Origin of the sequence: Thiohalobacter sp. COW1 (assembly GCF_016629505.1) — a bacterium.
In the GTDB taxonomy this organism is placed as follows: Bacteria; Pseudomonadota; Gammaproteobacteria; order Thiohalobacterales; family Thiohalobacteraceae; genus Thiohalobacter; species Thiohalobacter thiocyanaticus_A.
Genome location: NZ_AP024239.1, coordinates 1,911,741 through 1,937,317, shown reverse-complemented (window position 1 = coordinate 1,937,317; position 25,577 = coordinate 1,911,741). Strand labels below are relative to the sequence as shown.

The 25,577-nt window shown below is 60.2% G+C and carries 17 protein-coding genes, 1 tRNA gene and 1 pseudogene; 13 read left to right on the top strand and 6 right to left on the bottom strand.

The annotated features are described in order from the left end of the window. Positions 1 to 92 precede the first annotated feature (92 nt). Positions 93 to 1,040 carry a GIDE domain-containing protein gene (locus COW1_RS09000; RefSeq protein WP_201343962.1) on the top strand — a complete coding sequence of 316 codons (948 nt, stop codon included), beginning with the start codon at positions 93 to 95 and terminating at the stop codon, positions 1,038 to 1,040. A gap of 12 nt (positions 1,041 to 1,052) precedes the next feature. Here COW1_RS09000 and COW1_RS08995 read toward each other — a convergent pair whose 3' ends face one another. Then, positions 1,053 to 1,988 (bottom strand): hypothetical protein, encoded by a 936-nt coding sequence (locus tag COW1_RS08995; protein WP_201343961.1) that lies wholly within the window; start codon positions 1,986 to 1,988, stop codon positions 1,053 to 1,055. A gap of 30 nt (positions 1,989 to 2,018) precedes the next feature. After that, positions 2,019 to 2,651 (bottom strand): dockerin type I repeat-containing protein, encoded by a 633-nt coding sequence (locus tag COW1_RS08990; RefSeq protein WP_201343960.1) that lies wholly within the window; start codon positions 2,649 to 2,651, stop codon positions 2,019 to 2,021. Positions 2,652 to 3,276: 625 nt separating this feature from the next. Here COW1_RS08990 and COW1_RS08985 point away from each other — a divergent pair. The 10 genes and pseudogenes from COW1_RS08985 (at position 3,277) to COW1_RS08945 (ending at position 20,629) form a co-directional block, all read left to right on the top strand. Beyond that, positions 3,277 to 9,048, top strand: coding sequence for an RHS repeat-associated core domain-containing protein (locus tag COW1_RS08985; RefSeq protein WP_201343959.1), 5,772 nt, complete (start codon positions 3,277 to 3,279; stop codon positions 9,046 to 9,048). 443 nt (positions 9,049 to 9,491) lie between these two features. Then, positions 9,492 to 9,962 (top strand): annotated as a pseudogene (locus tag COW1_RS17130) (hypothetical protein); the annotation flags it as partial. Continuing rightward, a complete protein-coding gene (locus COW1_RS08980; protein WP_255534314.1) occupies positions 9,948 to 11,456 on the top strand; it encodes an RHS repeat-associated core domain-containing protein in 1,509 nt (502 codons plus the stop codon). The pseudogene COW1_RS17130 and the gene COW1_RS08980, both read left to right, overlap by 15 nt. After that, entirely contained in the window at positions 11,453 to 11,992 is a 540-nt protein-coding gene (locus tag COW1_RS08975; protein ID WP_201343957.1) for a hypothetical protein, read from the top strand. Before COW1_RS08980 ends, COW1_RS08975 begins: the two co-directional genes overlap by 4 nt. Next, positions 11,992 to 14,013: an RHS repeat-associated core domain-containing protein gene (locus COW1_RS08970; protein ID WP_255534313.1), complete on the top strand. Its 2,022-nt coding sequence runs from the start codon at positions 11,992 to 11,994 to the stop codon at positions 14,011 to 14,013. The genes COW1_RS08975 and COW1_RS08970 overlap by 1 nt, the downstream gene beginning before the upstream one ends. Next, positions 13,982 to 14,608, top strand: coding sequence for a hypothetical protein (locus COW1_RS08965; RefSeq protein WP_201343955.1), 627 nt, complete (start codon positions 13,982 to 13,984; stop codon positions 14,606 to 14,608). The genes COW1_RS08970 and COW1_RS08965 overlap by 32 nt, the downstream gene beginning before the upstream one ends. Next, a complete protein-coding gene (locus tag COW1_RS08960) occupies positions 14,609 to 15,688 on the top strand; it encodes an RHS repeat-associated core domain-containing protein (RefSeq protein WP_201343954.1) in 1,080 nt (359 codons plus the stop codon). Positions 15,689 to 16,209: 521 nt separating this feature from the next. Further along, complete coding sequence (locus COW1_RS08955) at positions 16,210 to 17,598, top strand: RHS repeat domain-containing protein (RefSeq protein WP_242466539.1); 1,389 nt, start codon at positions 16,210 to 16,212, stop codon at positions 17,596 to 17,598. 280 nt (positions 17,599 to 17,878) lie between these two features. Further along, positions 17,879 to 18,646: an RHS repeat-associated core domain-containing protein gene (locus tag COW1_RS08950; RefSeq protein WP_201343952.1), complete on the top strand. Its 768-nt coding sequence runs from the start codon at positions 17,879 to 17,881 to the stop codon at positions 18,644 to 18,646. A gap of 414 nt (positions 18,647 to 19,060) precedes the next feature. Next, the gene (locus COW1_RS08945) at positions 19,061 to 20,629 is read left to right on the top strand and encodes a hypothetical protein (protein ID WP_201343951.1); all 1,569 of its coding nucleotides are present in this window, start codon (positions 19,061 to 19,063) and stop codon (positions 20,627 to 20,629) included. Between the two features lie 118 nt (positions 20,630 to 20,747). On the opposite strand, the gene COW1_RS08940 is transcribed toward COW1_RS08945, so the two are convergent. Then, positions 20,748 to 21,335, bottom strand: coding sequence for a mobile mystery protein B (locus COW1_RS08940; protein WP_201343950.1), 588 nt, complete (start codon positions 21,333 to 21,335; stop codon positions 20,748 to 20,750). Beyond that, a complete protein-coding gene (locus COW1_RS08935) occupies positions 21,332 to 21,802 on the bottom strand; it encodes a mobile mystery protein A (RefSeq protein WP_201343949.1) in 471 nt (156 codons plus the stop codon). Before COW1_RS08935 ends, COW1_RS08940 begins: the two co-directional genes overlap by 4 nt. 287 nt (positions 21,803 to 22,089) lie before the next feature. Between COW1_RS08935 and lexA the strand changes: the two genes are divergently transcribed. After that, a complete protein-coding gene (lexA, locus tag COW1_RS08930) occupies positions 22,090 to 22,689 on the top strand; it encodes a transcriptional repressor LexA (RefSeq protein WP_201343948.1) in 600 nt (199 codons plus the stop codon). Positions 22,690 to 22,714: 25 nt separating this feature from the next. Continuing rightward, a complete protein-coding gene (locus COW1_RS08925) occupies positions 22,715 to 24,040 on the top strand; it encodes a DNA polymerase IV (RefSeq protein ID WP_201343947.1) in 1,326 nt (441 codons plus the stop codon). Positions 24,041 to 24,368: 328 nt separating this feature from the next. On the opposite strand, the gene COW1_RS08920 is transcribed toward COW1_RS08925, so the two are convergent. Further along, a tRNA-Pro gene (locus tag COW1_RS08920) sits at positions 24,369 to 24,445 on the bottom strand. A 9-nt stretch (positions 24,446 to 24,454) separates the two neighbouring features. Then, positions 24,455 to 25,423 carry an octaprenyl diphosphate synthase gene (gene ispB, locus COW1_RS08915; protein ID WP_201346077.1) on the bottom strand — a complete coding sequence of 323 codons (969 nt, stop codon included), beginning with the start codon at positions 25,421 to 25,423 and terminating at the stop codon, positions 24,455 to 24,457. Between the last annotated feature and the right edge of the window lie 154 nt (positions 25,424 to 25,577).

Sequence of the window (25,577 nt, the reverse complement as noted above, 5' to 3'; positions counted from 1 at the left end):
CGGCGCTACGCGCCTCGCAATGACGAGGTAGCCCTTATCCGTGCTCATCCGCGGCTGTAGACCGCCCAGCCTGATCCCCGCCGGAGACCCCCATGCTCACCGACTTCGCCGCCGACATCCAGCGCATGTCCACCGGTGGCTTCGTGGTGGTGAGCGTCATCGTCGGCATTGTTGTGCTGGTCGCCTTCCAGGCCATCTGGCGCAACTGGTCGCGGGCGCGGCTGATCGAGGACACCCCCACGGCACGCATCCGCTCCGCCCCGCAGGGCTATGTGGAACTGGAGGGCGAGGCCCGGCTGCTGCCCGGCCCGCCCATCGTCGCGCCGCTCACCGGCCGCCGGTGTGTCTGGTACCGCTACCGCATCGAGCACGAGGAACATACCTACGACAGCAAGGGCCATTCGCGCAGCCACTGGCGGACGGTCGATTCCGGCACCAGCGAAGGCCTGTTTGAACTCGATGATACGACCGGGCGCTGCGTGATCGATCCCGACGGCGCCGAGGTGCATCCCGACGACAAGGACGTCTGGCGCGGCCACAGCCGCTGGCCGTCGGCCGGGCCGCCGCGGCGTCGGGGCGGCCTGCGCTTCACGGCCGGCGACTACCGCTATACCGAGGAGCGCCTGCTGCCGGGGCCGCTGTACGCCGTCGGCTGGTTCGAATCCATCCGCACCGCCGACGGCGAGTTGAAGGATGCCACCGCCGCGCTGCTGCGACACTGGAAACAGGATCAGGCCGGCCTGCTGGCACGCTTCGACGCCAATGGCGATGGTCATATCGATGCCGGCGAATGGGAGCGGGCCCGGGACGCCGCGCAGCGGCGGGCCATTCAGGAACGTGCCCACAAGGCCGCCGAGCCCGCGGTCAATCTGCTGCGCCGGCCGGCCTCTTCGGCGCAGGCCTTCATTCTTTCCGCCCATCCCCAGGACCGGCTTAGCCGCCGCTACCGGCGCCGGGCGCTGGGCGGGCTCGCGGCGACCTTTGTCGGGGTGATCGTGCTCGCCTTCCTGCTCGCGTCTCGATTCAGTGGTCAGCTCTAATGAGATTGCTGTCTAATCAGGCGAGGTCGTATAGCTTCTCTCGATGATATTCGCAGTGATACCGCTGATAGGATTGCCGACGCTATCATAGGCGTTGACGTTTTGTGCCTGCAGGTTTGTGATGTTGCCTGTGACATAGAATTTATATCGTTTCCAGCCATAGGCGGAAAGCCTGGAATCTTCCCAAGTCCCATCACCGCTTGGGGTGATCATGACCTGCATGTTGGTGCCGTCGTCAGTCCAGGAAAGGTTCTTGCGTTCGGTTCTTGGGTTGACGACATAGGCAATTCCTTCGCCGCCAGCGGTCTCGTCAGGATCATGGGTTAATTGAATATGTATTGCCGCCGGGTATTGATCAGCTCCATCGAATTTGACGATATAGTGAGGGGCGCGTTCAAGCGAGCGCAGCTGCATCTGAGAAAGTCCGCCCAATGATTCTGCTTCAAAAGTATCCGGTTCGCCCTGCCCGGGGATGATGTCCACGCTGATGCTGTAATTCTCGCCTTCGGCGGACTGCATATCGATCTCAGATATCCCGGTCGGCAGATTCGTGGGAAGGTCAAGGAAGATAACGGTTTCATACCAGTCGGGGTCGTTACCCGTATGCATTCCCTCTATGACAGAACCATAGTCACTGCCCCCACGATAATCCCGAAGCCCCGTTCTTACCCCCACCATGTTGTATGACAGGGGATCGGGATAGAGATTCACGACCGCTCTTACCGCAGGGTCACCCGGCGCCAGGGTGGTGACCGTACCGTCAGATGCCGTGATATGGACCGTGACCTCATTCCGTTCAAAGGTTTCCATCCAGCCAACAGCCAGGGCGACGGTATCGCCGGCACGGGCCTGGTGTGGAAAGCTGTGTATTCCGCCGCAGCCGGATAGAAAAGCCATAATGGCGGCAAGCCCAAGGGTCAGCTTTATGAAATTAGTGAATGCATGCATGTTGTCTGGCTCCTGATTTCTAGTTATTCGTTAAAAATTCACGTGCCCGAGCGCCTTGCGTTTGATTACCTGCAGGTCATTGATATCGATTTTGCCGTCCGGTGAGGGGGTGCCATCGGCCAGGGGCGCTACATCGCCATGAATTGACTGGTTCTGGTCGGGGTCGAGTTGGCCCAGGACAATCCGCTCGGCAAGCATGACATCCGCGGCATCTACCAGACCGTCGCCGTTGAGATCGCCGTCGGCCACAGCGGGAACCGAGCCGGAATCAAGCGGGTCCGATCCATACTGAATTTCCTGCCCGTCACTGAAGCCGTCATTGTCTGAATCGGAATTCAGCGGATTGGTGTTGTGGGCATGGACTTCATCGGCATCGGACAGCCCGTCGCCGTCAGAATCCGATATCAGGGCTTCGGTGCCGTGTATCTGGATTTCCTCGATGTCCTTCAACCCATCCCCGTCACTGTCCGGATTCAGGAAATCCATTCTGACGATGTTCGTCATGTCGTCGTAATCGAAGCTGAACTCCGGCCCGTCCGAGCGAACCGCGGCAGTGACGCGGTTCAGGTCGTCATAGGCGTAATTGAGGGTAACCGTTGCCATGGTTGGTGTTGCGCCCAGGTAAGCCAGGGCAAAGGCGGTTGTGAGCCTGTGTTTATTCATAGCATTTCCTTTGTTATTTGTTCGTATTCTTATGATTATAAATGCATTGTTGAATTTTATAAGCATCAGGCGGCTATCTGGGCAGCCCGGTATGACCTGCGTGGTTCCAGTCAGATATTTTGATCTGGATAGACAGAATATTTACGGATTATTGTTCGCGTGATTCTTCTCTAAGAGATGTTAGAGACATTAGAAGCAGTTTTTGTCGTAGTCAAGTATGAGCAGGAAAAATGATATATCCGTGATAGCGATAAGCATTAAATTGCTGGATGTCTGGGTAAGGTGATGCATAACATCCATATAGGGATTCTATAGAATAATGTATGGAATATCTTGACCAGACATTGAATTTTACTTGAAACGCGCTAATCGAATGCTAGAATTGGTTGCCATAAGATTAATACGAAACCAAAATATAAAGATAAGGATGGTCCTGATGATATTAAGAACCCCCTTCCGTTTCGTTGTGGCAATCGTTTGTGTTCTGGTCCTGTCTTCTCCCTGGCCTGTCGGCGCTGTACCGGAGGGGTGGCATAATCGTTCGGCTGAGCTCGTCAGCCCCGATGAGGCGAATGAATTTTATGGAGGGGCGGCCGTAAACCGGTTTGACACCCAGGAAATACAGTTGCACGCGGAGCAGGAAACTCCGGCAGAGAATTTCGCCCGGCTGGCGGCGGCGCTGGAGGATGATCCAGTGCAGATCTATGCATTCGTCAGGAATCACATTGAGTACGCGCCCTATTACGGGCGTCTCAAAGGCGCGCATCTGACGCTGCTTGAGCGTGCCGGCAACGACTTCGATCAGGCCGCATTGCTCGTTGAGCTGCTTCGGGCGGCTGGACACAATGCCGATTACCGCTTCGGTCAGATGTCGATCCCGGTATCGGGCGGGGCCGATGGACAGGATATGTCGGGCTGGCTGGGCGTGGCCGGTAATGATGGCGTGATTGCGTCCGTATTGGGCAATGGTGGAATTCCCGCATCCGTGAGTGGCGGGCAGGCAGTGATGAACCGCGTTTGGGTCGTTGCCAGCGTATCTTCAGGCACTTTTGATCTTGATCCGGCGTTCAAGGTGTACGAAACCATTCCAGGGATAGATCTGGCCGGCGCAATGGGGTATTCCGGGTATGATCTGCTTGCGGCTGCATCCGGCGAAACCGCTACGGATGCCATCCGCAACCTGGATAGCCAGGCGCTGGGTGGCCAGTTGGCTCAGTATACCGGTAATCTGGTGGCGTATATTTCCCAGAATCTGCCGAACGCGGAAGTGGATGCGATCACGGGTGGCCGGAGAATCCGGCAGGTGGAACTTGATGCGCTGCCCGCGTCCCTGCCGTTTCCCGTCAGTGGTATCGTGACATGGTCGGAGATCCCCTCGCAATATACCCATACGCTGCGGATTCGACACGGCGGGATCGATGTCACCCGTAATATCGCGGACATTGCGGGCAGGAAGCTGGCGCTCACCTATGAAGAGGGTGTGGAGACGCAGTCCGTGGAAGTGCAGACGCTGCAGGCTGACGCAGATGAAACCCGGACCGTGACGTCCGATCCGCTGGTGCTGGACGAGAGTTTCTCCTTCAATATGCCGGAGCCGGACATCGACGATGGCAACGAGGATTCCCCTTTGGTGCAGATCCAGTCGACGGGATCGGCTATTGATTTCGGCCGAACCAACCAGTCGAGCACCATCTCGGGGCCGCTGACCTTTTCCAATGATCCGACCAATGTCGCCAGCCTCCGTTATACGGTTTCGCTTGGCAGCGGCAGCAGCGCCTTCTCCCTGCTCAGCGGCGGCGGCACTTTCACCCTGTCGCCGGGGCAGACGCGGGATGTGGTGTTCGAATTCTCGGGCATCGGACAGTCCCGCGGCCAGAAGAGCCGCACCATGAACTGCTCCGTGGATGTGGTCTATAACGGCACGGTATACGATACCCAGGATTGCACCCGCACTCTTACCGGATTCGTGGCCGAGAGCCCTGACCTGGACGGCAGCGGCTTCAACTTCGGCTCGACCTATCTCGATCACGCCGTCGACGGCACGGCCAGGCTCGACAACAACGGTAACTATACCCTGACCATTGACTCGGTGTCCCTGAACGGAGACGATCCGGCGCGCTTTGCGCTCGTCAGCGGCGCCGCTGCCGGCAATGTGAGTGTCAATGGTCAGCGCGTCATCGACGTTCGCTATCTCGCCGATCAGACGGGCTCCCACATCGCCGACATTCGATTCGATCTCACCTACGACGGCCTGACGTATCCGGACGTGGATCTGTTGCAGTTGCTGGGCGAGACCCGGAACCTGCCCCTGGCCCGGCTGTGGCTTGAGGATGAGGTGATCGCCTCGGAAGGCAGTGCTCCGGGTGCCGGCAGCGATCCGAACGAGATGATCATCAGCATCGACCATCCCTATGCCGCCAATGACGGGGAATATGGCGATCAGGACGCGGTGTATCAGCTCAAGCGCGGCGGCACCTATGTGATCACATCGGGCTTCGGCGCGGACCGCGGCAGTCTGCTGCTGGAGACGCGTCAACGCCAGCTGAACGGCTACCTGTCGGATGGGCTGGCACCGGAATCCCGCGAGGTACTGACGGAGTCCCTGAATGTCATCGGCCAGACCTGGATGCAGCAGACCGCGCTCAACCGGGATCTGCTCGGCAACCTGGCCAATATCCACCGCGTGGATCATCATCGTTTCGGCGTCGTCGGCCAGGAGGCGAGCTACTACATCGACGTGAAAAACCAGTTCATCTCCACCGTCGGGCGCAGCGGCACGGAGAATGACGCCGCCGCCTTCCGCTCCATGTCATTTCTGGCCTCCGCCATGGAGCATGGCGTGCTGGAGCAGTTGCAGGGCGCGGAGAATCCTGCCGTCTCCACCATCAAGCTGATGGCGCTGGCCAATGCCAACGGCACCTGGATCTACGCCGCCGATGCCGACAACTACGCCACAATTCGGCCACAGCTGAGCGGCTACAGTAACCAGGATCTGGATGCCTTCCAGGACCGGGTGAATGAGGGCGCGCTGCTGATACTGCCCGCCAACGGCAGCATCAGCCTGATGGACTGGTCCGGTAAGGGCTATGTGGATTTCCTCGTCGACGGCAGCGGCAGTGAACTGGGTATGATCATCGGCGGTGATGTCCAGCTCAACGGCGGCTTCGGCGTCACGGATGCCTTGGTCAATCCCAACACCCTGAGCACCAAGCAGATATCCCAGCTGACCCGGCAGTTCGAGAAGGTCGAGATCCCCGCTGTCGACCCCGTCGATCTGGCCACCGGCGCCTATCTGGTCAAGAACACGGATATCGCCCTGGGGGATTCGGGTGCCCGCGGCCTGGCGCTGACCCGCTTCTACAACAGCCAGTCGACTGCAGAGGACACGGCCGGTCTGGGCCCGGGCTGGACCCATAGCTATGACATCTACCTGCGTCGCCATAGTGACATACAGGCCGGCCTGGGCACGCGGACACCGCTGGATGCCGCACCCTTGATCGTGGCGGCCACGGCTACGCTGGAGCTGATGGCCTCCGGCGTGCCGCCCCAGCTCAAGGCCTGGGTGACGGGCGCCCTGACGGCCGACTGGGCGCTCGGCCAGCTCCAGGACAATGCCGTCTCGGTCCATACCGGCGGCAAATCCGCCACCTACCTGGAACTACCCGACGGCAGTTATGTCGCCCCGCCAGGGGTGACCACCGACCTGGTCGCAACAGGCGCGAGCTTTGAGCTGCGCGAGCGCTTCGGCACGGTGATGGCCTTCAACGGCAATGACCACATCGCCACCCTGAGCGACATCGACGGTAACAGCCTGAGCTTCGATTACTCCGGCGAGCGCCTCATCCGGGTGACGGACACCTATGGCCGGTACCTGGACTTCGGCTACAGTGGCGACCGGCTCACGTCCGTGGGTGACTCCGAGGGCCGGAGCCTGAGCTACATCCACACCGGCGAGGACCTCACCGAGGTGCGCGATCTGGCCGGTTACAGCTGGTTGTACGGCTATGACGATGCCCACCGTATCCTGACCGCCACCGACCCCACCGGGGCAGTGATTGTGGACAACACCTACGACGGCCGGGACCGGGTGATCGAGCAGCGGGCGCCGCGCGATACGGGCACCGAAAGCTACCATCTGCACTATACCGGCTTCTCCAGCAGCGAAGAGGACCCGTTCGGCAACCGCACGACCCATTTCTTCGACCGCCGTGGCCGCCTCGTGGCCCAGCAGGATGCCCTGGGCAACCGCACACGCACCGACTATGACGGCCAGGACCACCCGGTCAGGGAGATCGGCCCACGCGGCAACGAGACCGTCCATACCTATGACGGCAATCACAACCGACTCAGCCAGACCAACGCCCTGTCACAGCAGACGTTATACATCTACGACACCCAGCACCGCCTGATCCGGACCGAGGACCCGCTGGGGCATGCATCGGAGCAGGACTACGACGCCGCCCACCACGTCATCGCCCGGCGCGACGGCGAGGGCAACGAGGTGGCTCTGGATTACACCGCCGCCGGCCTGCTGGCCGGCCGCACCGACGCCCGCGGCGTGACGACCACCCACGACCACGACGCCTACGGCCAGGTGAGCTCGACCGTCACGGGCAGCTATCCGGAAGTGGCCCGGGACCACGACCCGCTCGGCCGGCTGCTGTCACTGACCGACCGCGAAGGGGCGACCACGGCCTTTGCCTATGACGACCGGGGGCTGGTCACCGAGCGCACCGATCCGCAGGGCGAGACCGTGACCCACGGCTACGACGGCGCCGGCCGGCGGATCAGCACCACCGACCGCAACGGCGATACCGTGACCACAGAGTACACCGCCACCGGCAAGGTGGCCCGACAGGAATACGCGGACGGGACGACGGTCAGCTACCGCTACGATGCCCACGACCGCCTGGTGGAGATGACCGACCCGCAGGGCAGCACCACCAACCGCTACGACGGGGCCGGCCGGCTGATCGCCAGCACCGACGCCAACGGCCACAGCGTGGGCTATGCCTACGACGCCGCCGGCAACCTGACCGGTCTGACCTACCCGGACGGCAGGACAGTGAGCTACGGCTACGACGCCCTGAGCCGGCTGCGCACCGTCACCGACTGGGCGAGCCGCACCACCGAGTATGTCTACGACCCGGCTGGGCGGCTGGTGCTGCAACTCAATGCCAATGGCAGCGTGGTGAACTACCACTACGACACCGCCGACCGTCTGACCCGCCTGACCCACCGCCGCAGCGACGCCAGCGTGGTATGGGAGCAGCAGTTCAGCCTGGACGGCAACGGCAACCGGACCCAGGAGGTGCGCGAAGCGCCCCTGCACCCGGTCAGCCTGGAAGCGGGCGAGACGCCGCTGAGCTACAACGCCGAGCGCACCCGGCTGCAGACGGCCGGGGGTGAGAGCTTCGCCTATGACGCCGAGGGCCAGCTGACCGACCGGAGCGGCACGACCCTCGCCTTCGACCCCGCCCACCGGCTGGTCGGCCTCGGGGCCGACACCCAGTACGCGTACGACGGCGCGGGCAACCGCCTCACGGCCACCCGCGACGGCGAGACGACCCAGTACATCCACGACGCCGCCGGCAACCTGATCGCCGAGGCCGACGTCGGCGGCACGATCACCCGCCACTATGTCCACGGCCAGGGCCTGATCGCGCTGATCGAGGACGGGACAGCCTACACCTACCACTTCGACGCCCTGGGCAGCACGGTGGCGCTGACCGATGCGGATGAACAGATCGTCAACGCCTACAGCTACCGCCCCTACGGCCGGGTGGTCGACAAAACGGAGGCCATCCCGCAGCCCTTCACCTACGTCGGCCAGTACGGGGTGATGGAAGAGGCCGCGGGGCTGTACTACATGCGGGCGCGCTACTACGATGCCGAGGTGGGCCGGTTCATCTCCGAGGATCCGATCGGGTTCGAGGGCGGGCTGAACCTGTATGCCTATGTGGGTGGGAATCCGGTTTTGCTGAATGATCCAGTGGGACTCAATGCATTCAGTACATCATATAGACAACATAATATGTCTGTGTCAAGAAATGATGCGGCGGACTTTTTGGGCGAATTGTCCAGACAGTCTGGTTTTGCGGCTATGTTAAGTGGTGTAGCTGCTCAGCCACAAGGGGTTCTTGTCTTTGGTGCTATTTCTGCTGGTTCTTCTGGGGTTGAGCAATTGATCAGGCCGAATTTGGGAGAGACAGTAACGGCTGCAACTGTCGATGTTGTGACCGATATGCTACCCCAACGGGTAGGTGGTCCGGCGGGAGTGATTATTAATGAATCGCGCAGAATGCAAGGTGCAACAGAGCGGCCCTCATTTATCACTACAAGCGAATCTGGCGTCAATCCAAATATTTCGTTTGGGTGTAATCCGAAATGCCATTAAATGAGTTGTTTTTATGGTAAAAAATTATGGTCTTCTTATCGTGGGTGTTTTGATAGCAGGCATAGGGGGTATTCTGATGTATATCTTACCTTCAGGAGTATTGTCTAACGTTGTTTGGTTGCCTTTAATGGTTATAGGTGGATGGGTTGTGGGTAAGTCGATTAATAAATAGAGAAAACGTATTTTGAATAAGTCCTGTAAGTGTGAGTTAGTTAAGAGCTGGATAGGTATCGCAATGATGTTTTTGTCATTAGCGATAATTATGTTTGGGCGGCAAGAATATTATGGTTACTTGGATAGGTATTTGGGAATAGTTGTAGTGATTTCGCTGGTACTATTGGTGGGGGGGGCAATACTGGCTTCAGCGTATTTGCAATGCTTGCGTGCTCAGAATTCGCAAGTAAAATAGTTCTCTAGTCGTCGATCACCATTATGACGCCGCCCACCACGTCATCGCCCGGCGCGACGGCGAGGGCAACGAGGTGAGCCTGAGCTACACCGCCACCGGGCTGCTGGCCAGCCGCACCGACGCCCGCGGGGTGGCCACCACCCACGACCACGACGCCTACGGCCAGGTGAGCTCGACCGTCACGGGCAGCTATCCGGAAGTGGCCCGGGACCACGACCCGCTCGGCCGGCTGCTGTCACTGACCGACCGCGAAGGGGCGACCACGGCCTTTGCCTATGACGACCGGGGGCTGGTCACCGAGCGCACCGATCCGCAGGGCGAGACCGTGACCCACGGCTACGACGGTGCCGGCCGGCGGATCAGCACCACCGACCGCAACGGCGATACCGTGACCACAGAGTACACCGCCACCGGCAAGGTGGCCCGACAGGAATACGCGGACGGGACGACGGTCAGCTACCGCTACGATGCCCACGACCGCCTGGTGGAGATGACCGACCCGCAGGGCAGCACCACCAACCGCTACGACGGGGCCGGCCGGCTGATCGCCAGCACCGACGCCAACGGCCACAGCGTGGGCTATGCCTACGACGCCGCCGGCAACCTGACCGGTCTGACCTACCCGGACGGCAGGACAGTGAGCTACGGCTACGACGCCCTGAGCCGGCTGCGCACCGTCACCGACTGGGCGAGCCGCACCACCGAGTATGTCTACGACCCGGCTGGGCGGCTGGTGCTGCAACTCAATGCCAATGGCAGCGTGGTGAACTACCACTACGACACCGCCGACCGCCTGACCCGCCTGACCCACCGCCGCAGCGACGCCAGCGTGGTGTGGGAGCAGCAGTTCAGCCTGGACGGCAACGGCAACCGGACCCAGGAGGTGCGCGAAGCACCCCTGCACCCGGTCAGCCTGGAAGCGGGCGAGACGCCGCTCGGCTACAACACCGAGCGCACCCGGCTGCAGAGCGCCGGCAGCGACACTTTCGCCTATGACGCCGAAGGCCAGCTGACCGACAGGGACGGGACAGCCTTTGCCTTCGACCCCGCCCACCGGCTGGTCGGCCTCGGGGCCGACACCGCGTTCCACTACGACGGCGCCGGCAACCGCCTCGCGGCCACCCGCAGTGGCACCACAACGCAGTACATTCACGATGCTGCCGGTAACCTGATCGCCGAGGCCGACGCCAGCGGCACGATCACCCGCCACTACATCCACGGCCAGGGCCTGATCGCGCTGATCGAGGGCAACACCGCCTACACCTACCATTTCGATGCCCTTGGCAGCACGGTGGCGCTGACCGATGCGGATGAACAGCTCGTCAACGCCTACAGCTACCGCCCCTACGGACGGGTGGTCGAGCGCAGCGAGACCATGGACCAGCCCTTCACCTACGTGGGCCAGTACGGGGTGATGGAAGAGGCCGCGGGGCTGTACTACATGCGGGCGCGCTACTACGATGCCGAGGTGGGCCGGTTCATCTCCGAGGACCCGATCGGGTTCGAGGGCGGGCTGAATCTGTATGCCTATGTGGGTGGGAATCCGATCAATGCTGTGGATCCCAGTGGAGAATGCCCATGGTGTTTAGGCGCGATAATCGGTGGAATTTCTAGCGGGATAGGTGCTGCTGTACAAGGAGAAAGTATAGGCGGTGTGTTGAGAGAAGCGGCGATTGGCGCAGGTGCAGGTGCTCTGGGGGTTGGACTTCTTAAGAACCTTTCTTTGGCAAAGCAGACTGTAGGAACGAGCGTAATTTCTGGGGGAGCTAATGCCACTAGTCAAGCGTCAGTGATATTGAATGATTCATCCAAAACAATTTCAGACTTTAATGTGGGGTCATTTGTGGGTGCTACTGCCGCAGGTGGCTTGGCAAGACTAAATACCTTCGGTATGCCTGATACTAAACTTGGGGGTGCCCTAAGCGGTGTTGTGGGTTCGAAGTGGGGTTGGTCGTTACCCGCAGTTGGTGGGGCTATGTGGGGTAATCCCAGAAAATGAGTCCACAAAAAAAGCCGTTTCAGTTTGTTGATAACCAATATGGCCAATTTAGTCAGGGCTTGTGGTTAATGTTGTTTGGCCTTTTTGCAGTTTTTTACCAAATGCTTCATATAAGCACTCATCGCATGCTTGAATCATTGGATTTATTCTTGCTTTGGTTGATTTCAATAACGTTTCTTGCTGTGTTGTCACTTGTGGGCTGTGTATTTTTTTATAATTGCATCCATGTGGCAAGAAAGATTGAGTGGCATGGTGGCGGCAAAATTATCGTATGGAGATTTCTTGTTGGGAAAAACTTATTTAGATCCGTTTTTTACGATAATGAGGTGGATCGTGTGGAAAAGATTCATGTTTTTGGGTTTAAAGGGGTTATAACCCCTTTAGTCAGTAAGAATGAGAATTATTGCGTGAGATTCGTTGGAGGTGATTATTTCTATGTTTCTGGAGCGATGAGCGATGTAGGTGATTTAGTATTTCTTTTCAAAAATGAAAAACGAGCGAAAAACGGGGGCAGCGAAAAACAGGGACAGATTTAATTTCCAACCAAAAACGGCAGGTATCGGAGTGCGACCATGACGCCGCCCACCACGTCATCGCCCGGCGCGACGGCGAGGGCAACGAGGTGAGCCTGAGCTATACCGCCGGCGGATTGTTGGCCAGCCGCACCGACGCCCGCGCAGTGGAGACGAACTACGATCACGATGTCTACGGTCAGGTGGCCGCGACCACCACGGGCAGCTATCCGGCAGTGATGCGGGACCACGACCCGCTCGGCCGGCTGCTGTCACTGACCGACCGCGAAGGGGCCACAACGACCTTTGCCTATGACGATCGGGGCCTGGTCACCGAGCGCACTGATCCGCAGGGCGCGACCGTGACCCACGGCTACGACGGCGCCGGCCGGCGGATCAGCACCACCGACCGCAACGGCGATACCGTGACCACAGAGTACACCGCCACCGGCAAGGTGGCCCGACAGGAATACGCGGACGGGACGACGGTCAGCTACCGCTACGATGCCCACGACCGCCTGGTCGAGATGACCGACCCCCACGGCAGCATGGCCAACAGCTATGACGGCGCCGGGCGGTTGATCGCCAGCACCGACGCCAACGGCCACAGCGTGGGCTATGCTTATGATGCCGCCGGCAACCTGACCGAGCTGACCTACCCGGACGGCAGGACGGTGAGCTACGGCTACGACGCCCTGAACCGGCTGCGCACCGTCACCGACTGGGCGGGTCGCACCACCGAGTACGTCTACGACCCGGCTGGGCGGCTGGTGCTGCAACTCAATGCCAATGGCAGCGTGGTGAACTACCACTACGACACCGCCGACCGTCTGACCCGCCTGACCCACCGCCGCAGCGACGCCAGCGTGGTATGGGAGCAGCAGTTCAGCCTGGACGGCAACGGCAACCGGACCCAGGAGGTGCGCGAAGCGCCCCTGCACCCGGTCAGCCTGGAAGCGGGCGAGACGCCGCTGAGCTACAACGCCGAGCGCACCCGGCTGCAGACGGCCGGGGGTGAGAGCTTCGCCTATGACGCCGAGGGCCAGCTGACCGACCGGAGCGGCACGACCCTCGCCTTCGACCCCGCCCACCGGCTGGTCGGCCTCGGGGCCGACACCCAGTACGCGTACGACGGCGCGGGCAACCGCCTCGCGGCCACCCGGGATGGCGTCACGACGCAGTACATCCATGATGCCGCCGGCAACCTGATCGCCGAGGCCGACGCCGGCGGCACGATCACCCGCCACTATGTCCACGGCCAGGGGCTGATTGCGCTGATCGAAGGCGACACCGCCTACACCTATCACTTCGATGCCCTGGGCAGCACGGTGGCGATCACGGATGCCGACGAGGCCATTGTCAACGCCTACAGCTACCGCCCCTACGGGCGCGTGGTCGAGCGCAGCGAGGCCGTCCCGCAGCCGTTCACCTACGTGGGCCAGTACGGGGTGATGGAGGAGGCCGCGGGGCTGTACTACATGCGGGCGCGCTACTACGATGCCGAGGTGGGCCGGTTCATCTCCGAGGACCCGATCGGGTTCGAGGGCGGGCTGAACCTGTATGCCTATGTGGGTGGGAATCCGATCGTCGGGGTCGATCCGGAAGGGACTTGGGTGGTCAATGCCGTTGGCGGAATCATCGGCGGTGTTGCAGGCGGAATCGGCGCTTGCCTGGATGGCTGTAATGTGAAAGATGCCTTGATCGGGGCAGGTACGGGTGCGGCAGCTGGTGCGCTTTCGCCCCTTTCGGTTGGCAGGACAGTAGGTGCGACTTTTGCTCGAGGCGCCGGGTTGAGCTCAGCCTCAAATGTTGTTGCACAGGGAATCAGTATAGGAACTGATGCAGATCAATCTTTTGTGCAAAATTTTAATGCGCTAGAGGTTGTTGGCGCGGGGATTGGAGGCGGAGCTGCGTCAGCAATCACACGGCCCTTCGGCAAAACCCTGGCGGAACAGATATCGGCAGGCGTGATCGGGTTTGGGCCGAGCAATGCCGGTACACTGATTGGGCGCAATGTATCTTCCAGCTTCAATGCAGGGAAATAATCCGACGATGCCAGCTTTTATGAAGTCGGCCGAGGCCAGATGGACGGAGGGTCTGGGTTACCGAATATTGGCATGGTTTTATCTGCCCGGGCATGTTGTGTTTTATGTGTTCATTGCTACGGGTATATATATGTTGTACCAAGTCTTGGGGCCGGAACTCGAAGATCTAAAAAATAATCTCTCTCGAATGGTTCAGCTGGTTTTGAGCGGTATTATTCCCATATATGTTGGTATCTGGTTCTTGATTGGAGCATACCAAGTATTGCTCCATGATATTAGAAAACTATTCATTGTCTATCATTTATTCCATGATGCAGGTAAGGTCCGCGTCAAAGGATATTACTTGAAGCAGGATTCTTTTACTCCTCATGAAATCGCCAGTGTAAAACGATTTCGGATAGAAGGGCATTGGCTGAAACGCATCAATACCTTGTTTGCACGCGAGACCGATCATTTTCGACTCGATCTGAAAGACGGCAGGCAGTTTTGTTTTAATGGAAAGGATAAGGATATTGAATCGGTCTTGGTGCGCTTATCCGGCAAAGAAATCACGGAGCAGTTGCCAGAAAACTGGGATATTACCTCAATGCATTGAATGATCACCGACTGGGCGGGTCGGGCCACCGAGTATGTCTACGATCCCGTCAGCCTGGCCGCCGGCGAGACCCTGCTCGGCTACAACGCCCAGCGCACCCGGCTGCAGAGTGCCGGCAGCGACAGCTTCAGTTATGACGCCGAAGGGCAGCTGACCGACCGGAGCGGCACGACCCTCGCCTTCGACCCCGCCCACCGGCTGGTCGGCCTCGGGACAGAGACCGCGTTCCACTACGACGGCGCCGGCAACCGCCTCGCGGCCACCCGGGAGGGCGCTACGACGCAGTACATCCACGATGCCGCCGGCAACCTGATCGCCGAGGCCGACGCCGGCGGCACGATCACCCGCCACTACGTCCACGGCCAGGGTCTGATCGCGCTGATCGAGGGCAACACCGCCTACACCTATCACTTCGACGCCCTGGGCAGCACGGTGGCGCTGACCGATGCGGATGAGCAGATCGTCAACGCCTACAGCTACCGCCCCTACGGGCGGGTGGTCGAGCGCAGCGAGGCCATAGACCAGCCCTTCACCTACGTCGGCCAGTACGGGGTGATGGAAGAGGCCGCGGGGCTGTACTACATGCGGGCGCGCTACTACGATGCCGAGGTGGGCCGGTTCATCTCCGAGGACCCGATCGGGTTCGAGGGCGGGCTGAACCTGTATGCCTATGTGGGTGGGAATCCGATCATCGGGGTTGATCCGGAGGGAACCTACTGTGTGCCCTGCGCTGTGTGGGCAGGCCGCGCGGTGATGACAGCCGGGCGGGCGGCGGCGCCGCATATCGGTCGTGCACTGGGCTCGGCGTGGCAGGCCGCGAAAACATTCGCCTATACGAATCCGGTCACGACTACAATGCTGTCAAATCCTGTGACTCATGAAAACGCTATAGACTTTGTTGTCGGGGTTTCCACTGAGGGGCCACCTCCTCCAACCCCTGGAGGCTATGCTGGCGCATTTGTCTCGATTGGAACGAAGTCTTTATTAGACGCAGTAAGTGGAGAGTCAGCCTCAGAAGCCACTTCAGATCGACCCGCGCCTGTGATGAATAAACCAGCAAATTTGAATAGTTACAAATGAAGTTTAAGCTAGATAGTGGCAGCATATTCCTATTGATTACGGGAGTGTTTCTTGTGGTTATAGGGATATCTGTGTTTATAACAGGGAAAGCGAGTAGATTGTTCTATGGGTATTTTGTTGATTTTGGAGAATTTAAGAGCCTTGTTGGCATCATATTTATAGTTGCAGGAGGAGGGGTGCTGTACGGAGTGTTGCAAGGAATTACTAAAAAAAACAAGAAATAGGTGCTTTGGCTGGAACGGTGTTTAGGCGTGCACTGGACTCGGCGTGGCAGTGGCAGTGGCAGTGGCAGGGGCAGGGGCAGGGGCAGGGGCAGGGGCAGGGGCAGGGGCAGGGGCAGGGGCAGGGGCAGGGGCAGGGGCAGGGGCAGGGGGCCCATTCTCGAATTATGGGGAGTTCGGCAACGGCGACCGCGTTGGACGACGGGGTCAAGGACGGAACCAGGTCTTGCAATCCGGCATAGAATCGCCATGGCTGCCCGCATGTGGGCGCAGGTCGCAGGCACAGCGAGTGCGACCGTGATGGTAGTATCGTTGGTTGCATGCCCCAGCCGCACCGACGCCAACGGCCACAGCGTGGGCTATGCCTACGACGCCGCCGGCAACCTGACCGGTCTGACCTACCCGGACGGCAGGACAGTGAGCTACGGCTACGACGCCCTGAGCCGGCTGCGCACCGTCACCGACTGGGCGAGCCGCACCACCGAGTATGTCTACGACCCGGCTGGGCGGCTGGTGCTGCAACTCAATGCCAATGGCAGCGTGGTGAACTACCACTACGACACCGCCGACCGTCTGACCCGCCTGACCCACCGCCGCAGCGACGCCAGCGTGGTATGGGAGCAGCAGTTCAGCCTGGACGGCAACGGCAACCGGACCCAGGAGGTGCGCGAAGCGCCCCTGCACCCGGTCAGCCTGGAAGCGGGCGAGACGCCGCTGAGCTACAACGCCGAGCGCACCCGGCTGCAGACGGCCGGGGGTGAGAGCTTCGCCTATGACGCCGAGGGCCAGCTGACCGACCGGAGCGGCACGACCCTCGCCTTCGACCCCGCCCACCGGCTGGTCGGCCTCGGGGCCGACACCCAGTACGCGTACGACGGCGCGGGCAACCGCCTCGCGGCCACCCGGGATGGCGTCACGACGCAGTACATCCATGATGCCGCCGGCAACCTGATCGCCGAGGCCGACGCCGGCGGCACGATCACCCGCCACTATGTCCACGGCCAGGGGCTGATTGCGCTGATCGAAGGCGACACCGCCTACACCTATCACTTCGATGCCCTGGGCAGCACGGTGGCGATCACGGATGCCGACGAGGCCATTGTCAACGCCTACAGCTACCGCCCCTACGGGCGGGTGGCCGAGCGCAGCGAGACCATGGACCAGCCCTTCACCTACGTCGGCCAGTACGGGGTGATGGAAGAGGCCGCGGGGCTGTACTACATGCGGGCGCGCTATTACGATGCCGAAGTGGGCCGGTTCATCTCCGAGGACCCGATCGGGTTCGAGGGCGGGCTGAACCTGTATGCCTATGTGGGTGGGAATCCGATCAATGCTGTTGATCCCAGTGGGGAGGTTGGGATTTTTGGTGCCATAGTTGGCGGCGGCATGGAGGTTGGATTGCAGCTGGCATTAAATGGAGGTGACTGGACTGAGATTGGATGGGAGGATGTTGCTGTATCTGCAGCAGTAGGTGCTGTATCACCGAGTATTTTCAGTTCTGCCAAAAAACTCAATAAGCTGAGTAAGGTCATAAATCGGAATCCCGGCAATAATATTGGACGGAGGGCATCTAGGAAATTCGGCGATGAAGTTATGACGCAAGCTGGATGGCAAATATCTAAGGCTGCAGGTAAAGCAATGTTCGGTGAGAATAACAGCGATGCAATCAGTAGTACGAGCAACAAATAATGAACAAGTCTAATACGATTCTCATCTTGGGAATATTGCTATTTGGTTTTTTTTATTATCCGATTAAACAATATATTGGGAATAATGTGGCATTTGTATTAATCGCAGTCCTTTACTTGTTGCTATTGAGGTATGTCGCAGTATGGATTAAAAAACGAACATGAAGGAATGCGGGAATTAGTATTGTGAATAATCCTGGATGCAGGCATGTTCTAGGATGATCGACCGCGGGGCGGAGACCCTTCACTATTATGATGCCTACGACTAGCTGCTCCGGCGGTTGTGCCTGGATGGGGCAACGGTTGGTTGCAGTTATACCGCCGCAGGGCGGCTGATCCGCCACTACATCCACGGCCAGGGCCTGATCGCGCTGATCGAGGGCGACACCGCCTACACCTATCACTTCGATGCCCTGGGCAGCACGGTGGCGATCACGGATGCCGACGAGGCCATTGTCAACGCCTACAGCTACCGCCCCTACGGGCGGGTGGCCGAGCGCAGCGAGGCCGTCCCGCAGCCGTTCACCTACGTGGGCCAGTACGGGGTGATGGAGGAGGCCGCGGGGCTGTACTACATGCGGGCGCGCTATTACGATGCCGAAGTGGGTCGGTTCATCTCCGAGGACCCGATCGGGTTCGAGGGCGGGCTGAACCTGTATGCCTATGTGGGTGGGAATCCGATCATCGGGGTTGATCCCGAGGGGACCTACTGTGTGCCCTGTGCCGTGTGGGCAGGCCGCGCGGTGATGACGGCCGGGCGGGCGGCCGCACCGCATGTCGGGCGTGCGTTGGCCTCTGCCTGGCAGGCGGCCCGTTCTCGGATTATGGGGAGTTCTGCAGCGACGGCCGCGTTGACCTCAGGCTCAAATCCACAAGCTATTCAGTCAGGAATAGATGTTGTGGAATTTGCGGTGGGTAGGAGGACTAATACTGCGAGTTCACCCTCGCCCTCACCCGTGTCGTATGCGCTTACCTCGATCGAAGCAATTCCGGTGGCTATCGACCGTATTGCTTCAAATATGAAATCCATGTTTTCTTCAAAAAAATGACTGAATGGCTGGGTTGCAGTGTGAAATTTTTTGTAGGTATTGGCTGCTTGATATACGGCGTATCTGTAATGATTACAGGTCAAATCGCACGGGGGGTTAATGTTTTTCTGGATGCGGAGCGTTATGGATATGGGCTGATATTTTGCTTGGTTGGGGCATTTTTTGTGTGGTCTGGGTGGAAAGACCTGCGTTAAAAAGTAAGTAGTCTATCCTGAATATATTCAGCTGGCTTATTGTGGAGATTCAATTACCTATGACGCTGCCGGCAACCTGATCGTCTAGGCCGACGCCGAGGGAAGTCTGATCCACCACTACATCCATGGCTGGGCTGGCCGCTCTGATAGAATGGTTCCCGTGAAGCAGTCGCACAAGAAATGGTCTCTGTCAATATAAATGAGAATAAAAGGGGAGGGAATGTTGCTGGGTTTTGTAGAAAAACTGGATAAGAAAATCTCGCTAACAGGTCTGGTGCTGGCTCTATTTAGCCATTCTGCATTGGCAGTACAAGTGTCTTCTTTCCTTCCCGACTACTACGCGCCCGCACTGAAATACGGTGGATGGGAGCCGCAGTATTTGAATGAGACCGAGAAAGAAGGTGTTCAGCAGGCCGTCTATGGGACGTTCGATGACGCGGGTATGTTGATGGTGGAGCATATCGACTGCGTTCGATCTCGCTGCCATGATCTGTTGAATGCCATCGCGTCCAATATCAACGACAGGATGGAGACGGCGAAGAAAGGGCGGTTTGTCAGTATTACGGATACAACAATCCGTGCGATGCTGCAGGTGGATGAGGCTGAACTTGATGTGCAGGTGTTCGTTCTGCCTGCCTCGATTCAAATCTGGACGTTCAGCTCGAAGACGGATCAGGCTTCGGTACCGGACGAGAGTTTGGAGGGTCTCGAGCACCTGGTCAATCGGCAGCGCTATGAAGAGGCTCTCGCCGGGGGTAACGTCCAGATGGGCGTATGGAGTCCGCACATCCGTCAATATGCTGAGCATTTAATCGGTGCAGGGGATCTTGAGGCTGGCCTGCATGTTCTTGAGCGACATCTCAAGTCATCCCCCGCTGATTACAGGGCGCATGCGCTGTTTTTCCGCCATTCGCCTGATAATGGGGCGGCTGCTGACAGTGCCCGAGTCGTTCTTGAAAACGCAGAGATTCGGCAACTCATCGATGCTGCGGCTGAGTTTCTCGGACGGGCACCGGCGTCGGTGGAGGATTTTCCGGAGATTCACGGGGTGGGCCCTGGGCTGCAGGTTGTATTGGTGCCTTTGCCGCCCTGCAATCCATGGTTGGTTACGGAGGTGGCCGAGGTATTCAACGAGATGACGGATATCCCGGTCCGGATTATGAGACTGAAGGAATCATGGCAGTGGGGAAAGGCCGATCGCATTCCGCGTCAGCGGGCGATTGAAGCCTACTTGGTACAGTCCGGGGACGAGTCGATCGATTTCGGCGAGTGGACGAAGTCCCGATATGTTGAGGCGCTCTACGATGCGGCGGAATCAGAGGATGCGCTGTCGCGCTACTACGTAGAGGAAACGGTGGGGGCGGTGGAGACGGCGCAGGGGCAATTCGAAGCGGAGCCGCCCATGCAGCGTTTGCATGCGCGTGCCCGGATGGTGCATTTCGGAGACAGACGGACAATGTATGTCGGCATTACTGGAGTGGACATCTATCACGGCGACGCCAATTTTGTGTTCAGTCTCGGCGGCCCGGGCGGCGATTCCGGTGCGAGCATCTTGTCCTACCATCGTATGCGTGCGGAGATACACGGGACGAATTCGTCGCGAGCCCGGCTCGTCGAGCGGATTGCCAAGGAGTTGGTGCCGGCGAGCTTAAAGCAGCTGGAGATCGAACGTCCTGCTGATCCCCGTTGCCCTTATTCGTATTCCAGCGGTGTCGAACGACTGGATCAAAAGGCGATGACGCTTTGTCCCTCAGTGAAGCAGGCCCTGGACCAGCTCAGGAGTGAATAACTCCGTGGGGCATAAGGAACCCAGGCTGATTTGCGGTGCGGGCTATCAGTAAATTTCCCTCATCTTCCTGTGTCAAGCAATGAAGGGACGGACAAACATTGCTCATGTCATTTGTGGTTTATGATCGAACAAATTCCAGCAATGGCTCGATGTCGTGGTTGTCGGCGGCACGAAGCGCGTCCACATAGCGTTGTCGTGTCTCGCCCGGATCAACGAGATTGACCCGTCCCCAGGAAAACCGGGGACGGCCCATGGCGACCAGTAACAAATCGGTTGCCATGCGCGCATGGCGGCCGTTGCCGTTCGGAAAGGGATGGATCAGCACCAGCCGGTGATGAAATCGCGCCGCAATCTCATCCGGCTCATAGGTTCCGTTCTCGATCCAATACCGGCAATCATCGGTGAGCAGGCGTAGTTCCACAGGGATGCGGTAGGCGTCAACGCCGATATTCCGGGACGTCCTGCGGAAGCTCCCGGCCCAACGCCAGACCCGCCCGAGCATGCGTTGATGCAGGCGGATCAGGAACCGTGCGTCGAGGACGTCGCGTTTGCGTGAAAACGCCCATTCCTCTGCTTCCAGTATGTTGGCCTGCTCGGCTTCATTCAGTTCGGACCGAAGGGTGATATAGGAAGGGATCAGGTCTTCCCGCTCTTCCTCGGTAAGCGGGGTGGAGGCATCGTCCTGATCCTCCAGAGGACCTTTCATTCCCCGTCCTCCCACAGTTCGGAACCCGCCTTGTCGAGAATCCGCTGCACCATGCGTTTGAGCTGTTCCTGCTCGTCAGCCTCCGCCACGCCCTGAGCTTCGAGCGCCATACTGTGGCGGGTGGACTCGAGCCGTTTCCCGGCCTTCAGCCGGGCGCGGTCCTCGACCAGCTCTTCAAGAGGCTTGCGTGGGACCAGGGCATAAACGAGGCGGCAATCCAGTGCGTGGGCTGCTTTTTCCAGGCTCGCCAGCGTTAATGTGTGCCTGGCCTCTGCTTGCTCGATGGCCGTCACGCGTGATTGAACAACGCCCAGCCGTTTTCCGAGTTGGGCGGTCGTCATGCCCAGCGCTTCCCGGATTGCTCTGATCCAGCCGCGCGGGGGGCGCGTGAGAGCCTCGGAATATTTCAATTCATTCAGCCGCCTGTCCAGGTTGCGGCGAGCGGTGGCTCGGTCTTCAGGGCGCATTATAATCACCTATATATAATATATTTATTTCAATAAAATCATATATACGTATTTTGACTGAAATATATTAATCATATAAATATAATATTACAAGACTTATATAATCATTTATATGTGAATATTATAGTGCTGGGGCAGGGGTGGACTATCCTGGCTGATCCTGACTGGCACCATCCGTGTTCTTCCCTGTACCGGATACAGCGTTACCAGTCCTCCACTCCCATCGCTTGCGTGTTTTCATTTTGTTCTCTATGCTGCCTGCAGATGAGAACAGAGCGAGAACGCCCATGCTGACCCCCCAGGAACACAGGACCCTGCAGTTCATCCGCCGCCACCTGGCCGAGCACGGCTACGCCCCCAGCCTGGAGGAGATCGGCGCGGCCATCGGGGTGCGCTCGCGCGGCAGCGTGCACCGCTACGTCAGCCGGCTGCAGGACAAGGGCTATCTGCGCCGGGCACCGCACGGGGCGCGGGCGCTGGAGGTGCTGGATGGGCCCGGCGATCCGGCCGGCAGCCTGCCGCTGCTGGGGCGGATCGCCGCCGGTCGGCCGATCGAGGCCATCCCGGGGCAGGACACCCTCAACCTGGCCGACTTCCTGCTGGGGCCGGACCGCTATGCGTTGCAGGTGGTGGGCGACTCCATGATCGAGGCCGGCATCCTGGACGGCGACACCGTGGTGGTGCGCCAGCAGGACCGGGCCGAGGACGGCGACATCGTGGTGGCGCTGATCGACGGCCAGGAGGCCACCCTCAAGCGGCTCAAACGCTGCGGCGACGGCATGATCGAACTGATCCCGGCCAACCCCGCACTGGCGGCCATGGTCTACTCGGCCGAGCGCGTGACCATTCAGGGCGTGGTGGTCGGCCAGCTGCGCAGTTACCGCTGACCGATCTCCCGACCCCGTCAGTATCATGTTGGAGGAGCGCCCGCTGCGTCCGCCGCCCGCCTGGGCCTGGCCGCGGGCCATCATCCTGGTCGACATGGATGCCTTCTTCGCGGCCATCGAGCAGCGTGACAACCCGGCCTGGCGGAAACGGCCGCTGGGCATCACCAACGGTGCCCAGGGCACCTGTCTCATCACCTGCTCCTACGAGGCGCGCGCCTTCGGCGTGCACACGGGGATGCGCCTGCCCGAGGCACGCCTGCGCTGTCCGGGCCTGATCCAGGTCCCGGCGCGACCGGAGCGCTACGCCGCCGTCTCCACCGCCATTATGGCGGCCCTGCGCACCATCACGCCGGATATCGAAATCTTTTCGGTCGACGAGGCCTTCCTGGATATCACCCGCTGCCAGCGCCTGCTGGGCCATCCCGAGGGCGTCGCCCGGCGGGTGCGGGAACTGGTGTATGAGACCGCCGGCGTGACCTGCTCGGTAGGCCTGTCCGGCGACAAGACCACGGCCAAGTATGCCGCCAAGCTGAACAAACCTGACGGTCTGACCGTGATCCCGCCCTGGGAGGCGCGCGAGCGGCTGCGCGCGGTGCCGGTGACCGAACTGTGCGGCATCAACAAGGGTATCGGCCGGTTCCTGGCCGAGCATGGGGTGCACCGCTGCGGCGACATGGCGCGCCTGCCCATCAGTGTGCTGGCGCGGCGCTTCGGCAATCCGGGTCGGCGTATCTGGTACATGTGCCAGGGCGCGGACCCGGAGCCGGTGCTGACCCGCGAGGCGCCGCCGAAGACCATCGGCCACGGCAAGGTGATGCCGCCGGCCACCCGTTCGCGCGAGGTCATCCTCACCTTTCTGCTGCACATGAGCCAGAAGGTGGGCGCGCGCCTGCGCCGTCACGGCATGCAGGCGCAGAGCTTCTTCGTCGGCCTGCGCGCCGATCCCGGCTGGCTCGGCGACAAGCGCCGGCTGGTGCGGCCCACCGACGACAGCCGCGTGATCGCCGCCCTGGCCCGGGCGATATTTCTGGACTGCTGGCGGGGCGAGGGCGTGCATCAGGTGCAGGTGACGGCGCTGGACCCGGCCCCGGCCGATTACCAGCTGTCGCTGTTCGAACCGACGCCGGCGCGCGGAGAAGTGAGCCGGGTGATGGACGCGGTCAACAGCCGCTACGGCGAGTTCGCCCTGGCCCCGGCGCGGCTGTTGCGGCGTTCGCAGATGCCCAACGTGATCTCCCCGGCCTGGCGGCCCTACGGGCATCGGGAGACGATCGGATCGGGATCGGGGTTGGGTGGCGATAACGCAGAGGGCGCGGAGGCACAGAGGCGCAAAGAAATCGAGAATGGTTAAAGAGGGGGGGAGGGTACTTACTTCAGCCTCGTCATTCCCGCGAAGGCGGGAATCCAGTGCCTGACAGAGCAACCAAGCCGTGGATCCCCGCCTTCGCGGGGATGACGGATAGACTGGAATTCTGCTTATTGTTGATCGGATGTGGATTGGGTCAAGTGCGTAGCACCGTAACCCAACATGCCGCGGGCCGTCGGGTTACGCTGCGCTAACCCGACCTGCATGCTGAACGGATTCAGACGATATCCAGAAAAGCTCTGCGCCTTCGTACCCAAGAGGGCATAAACGCCTCTGCGTTGAATTCGGCACTGTAAAGCGGAGAAGAGAGAAATGGTCGGGGTGACAGGATTCGAACCTACGACCCCCGCCTCCCGAAGACGGTGCTCTACCAGGCTGAGCTACACCCCGAAGAAAGGATCAATGCGTGCGGCTGACGGCAAACTCGGCCAGCGCATAGAGGGCGTCTTTGTACTGCGACGTCGGGAGTCCCTCCAGCGCCTGGGTGGCCTTGTCGGCGGCCTCGCGCGCGGATTGCGCAGTGTACGCGATGGCCCCGGTGGATTCAATGGCCGCCTGCACCGCGTCGATGTGGTCGCGCCCGCCCTGTTCGATGGCCTGTCGGATCAGTTCGACCTGTGCCGGTGTGCCTTCGCGCATGGCATGGATCAGCGGCAGGGTGGGCTTGCCCTCGGCGAGATCGTCACCGATGTTCTTGCCGGTCTCGGTGCTGTCGGCGCTGTAGTCGAGCACGTCGTCGATGAGCTGGAAGGCCGTGCCCAGGTGCATGCCGTAGTCGGCCATGGCGGTCTCGATCTGCGACGGCTGCTCACCCAGTACGGCGCCGACCCGGGCAGCGGCCTCGAACAGCTTGGCGGTCTTGGAGCGGATCACCTCCAGGTAGCGGGCCTCGGTGGTGTCCGGGTCGTGGCAGTTGAGCAGTTGCATCACCTCGCCCTCGGCAATGGTGTTGGTGGTTTGCGCCATGATCTCCATGATGCGCATGCTGCCGATCTCGACCATCATCTGAAACGAGCGCGAGTAGAGAAAATCGCCGACCAGCACCGCTGCCTCGTTGCCCCAGATGGCATTGGCGGTATCGCGGCCGCGGCGCAGGTCGGAGGCATCGACCACGTCGTCGTGCAGCAGGGTGGCGGTGTGGATGAACTCGATGATCGCGGCCAGCGGTACATGGTGGGGGCCGGCATAGCCGCAGGCGCGCGCGGCCAGCAGTACCAGCAGCGGGCGCAGGCGCTTGCCGCCGCTGTTGATGATGTAGAGTCCCAGCTGGTTGATCAGCAGCACATCGGAGCGCAGCCGCTCCTGGACGACCCGGTCGACCTCGGCCATGTCCCGCGCCGAGAGTTGGCGGATCTGCTCCAGGTCCATGAATTGATTGGTTTTTACGAGAGGATCACGCATGCTCTGCTCGATTCCGGCGGCCGCAGTGGTGGCGCAGGGTGGAAATTACGTCATTATCCGTTGATTTGCCTGCTCAAGTCCACCGCCGCAAAGCGGGCGGAGTGATTGACCCGGCCTGACG

Excerpts from the sequence above, each read along its gene's own strand:
- COW1_RS09000 (WP_201343962.1), top strand. The coding sequence starts at position 93 with ATGCTCACCGACTTCGCCGCCGACATCCAGCGCATGTCCACCGGTGGC.
- COW1_RS08995 (WP_201343961.1), bottom strand. The coding sequence starts at position 1,988 with ATGCATGCATTCACTAATTTCATAAAGCTGACCCTTGGGCTTGCCGCC.
- COW1_RS08990 (WP_201343960.1), bottom strand. The coding sequence starts at position 2,651 with ATGAATAAACACAGGCTCACAACCGCCTTTGCCCTGGCTTACCTGGGC.
- COW1_RS08980 (WP_255534314.1), top strand. The coding sequence starts at position 9,948 with ATGACCGACCCGCAGGGCAGCACCACCAACCGCTACGACGGGGCCGGC.
- COW1_RS08975 (WP_201343957.1), top strand. The coding sequence starts at position 11,453 with ATGAGTCCACAAAAAAAGCCGTTTCAGTTTGTTGATAACCAATATGGC.
- COW1_RS08965 (WP_201343955.1), top strand. The coding sequence starts at position 13,982 with ATGTATCTTCCAGCTTCAATGCAGGGAAATAATCCGACGATGCCAGCT.
- COW1_RS08960 (WP_201343954.1), top strand. The coding sequence starts at position 14,609 with ATGATCACCGACTGGGCGGGTCGGGCCACCGAGTATGTCTACGATCCC.
- COW1_RS08955 (WP_242466539.1), top strand. The coding sequence starts at position 16,210 with ATGGTAGTATCGTTGGTTGCATGCCCCAGCCGCACCGACGCCAACGGC.
- COW1_RS08945 (WP_201343951.1), top strand. The coding sequence starts at position 19,061 with ATGTTGCTGGGTTTTGTAGAAAAACTGGATAAGAAAATCTCGCTAACA.
- COW1_RS08940 (WP_201343950.1), bottom strand. The coding sequence starts at position 21,335 with ATGAAAGGTCCTCTGGAGGATCAGGACGATGCCTCCACCCCGCTTACC.
- COW1_RS08935 (WP_201343949.1), bottom strand. The coding sequence starts at position 21,802 with ATGCGCCCTGAAGACCGAGCCACCGCTCGCCGCAACCTGGACAGGCGG.
- lexA (WP_201343948.1), top strand. The coding sequence starts at position 22,090 with ATGCTGACCCCCCAGGAACACAGGACCCTGCAGTTCATCCGCCGCCAC.
- COW1_RS08925 (WP_201343947.1), top strand. The coding sequence starts at position 22,715 with ATGTTGGAGGAGCGCCCGCTGCGTCCGCCGCCCGCCTGGGCCTGGCCG.
- ispB (WP_201346077.1), bottom strand. The coding sequence starts at position 25,423 with ATGGACCTGGAGCAGATCCGCCAACTCTCGGCGCGGGACATGGCCGAG.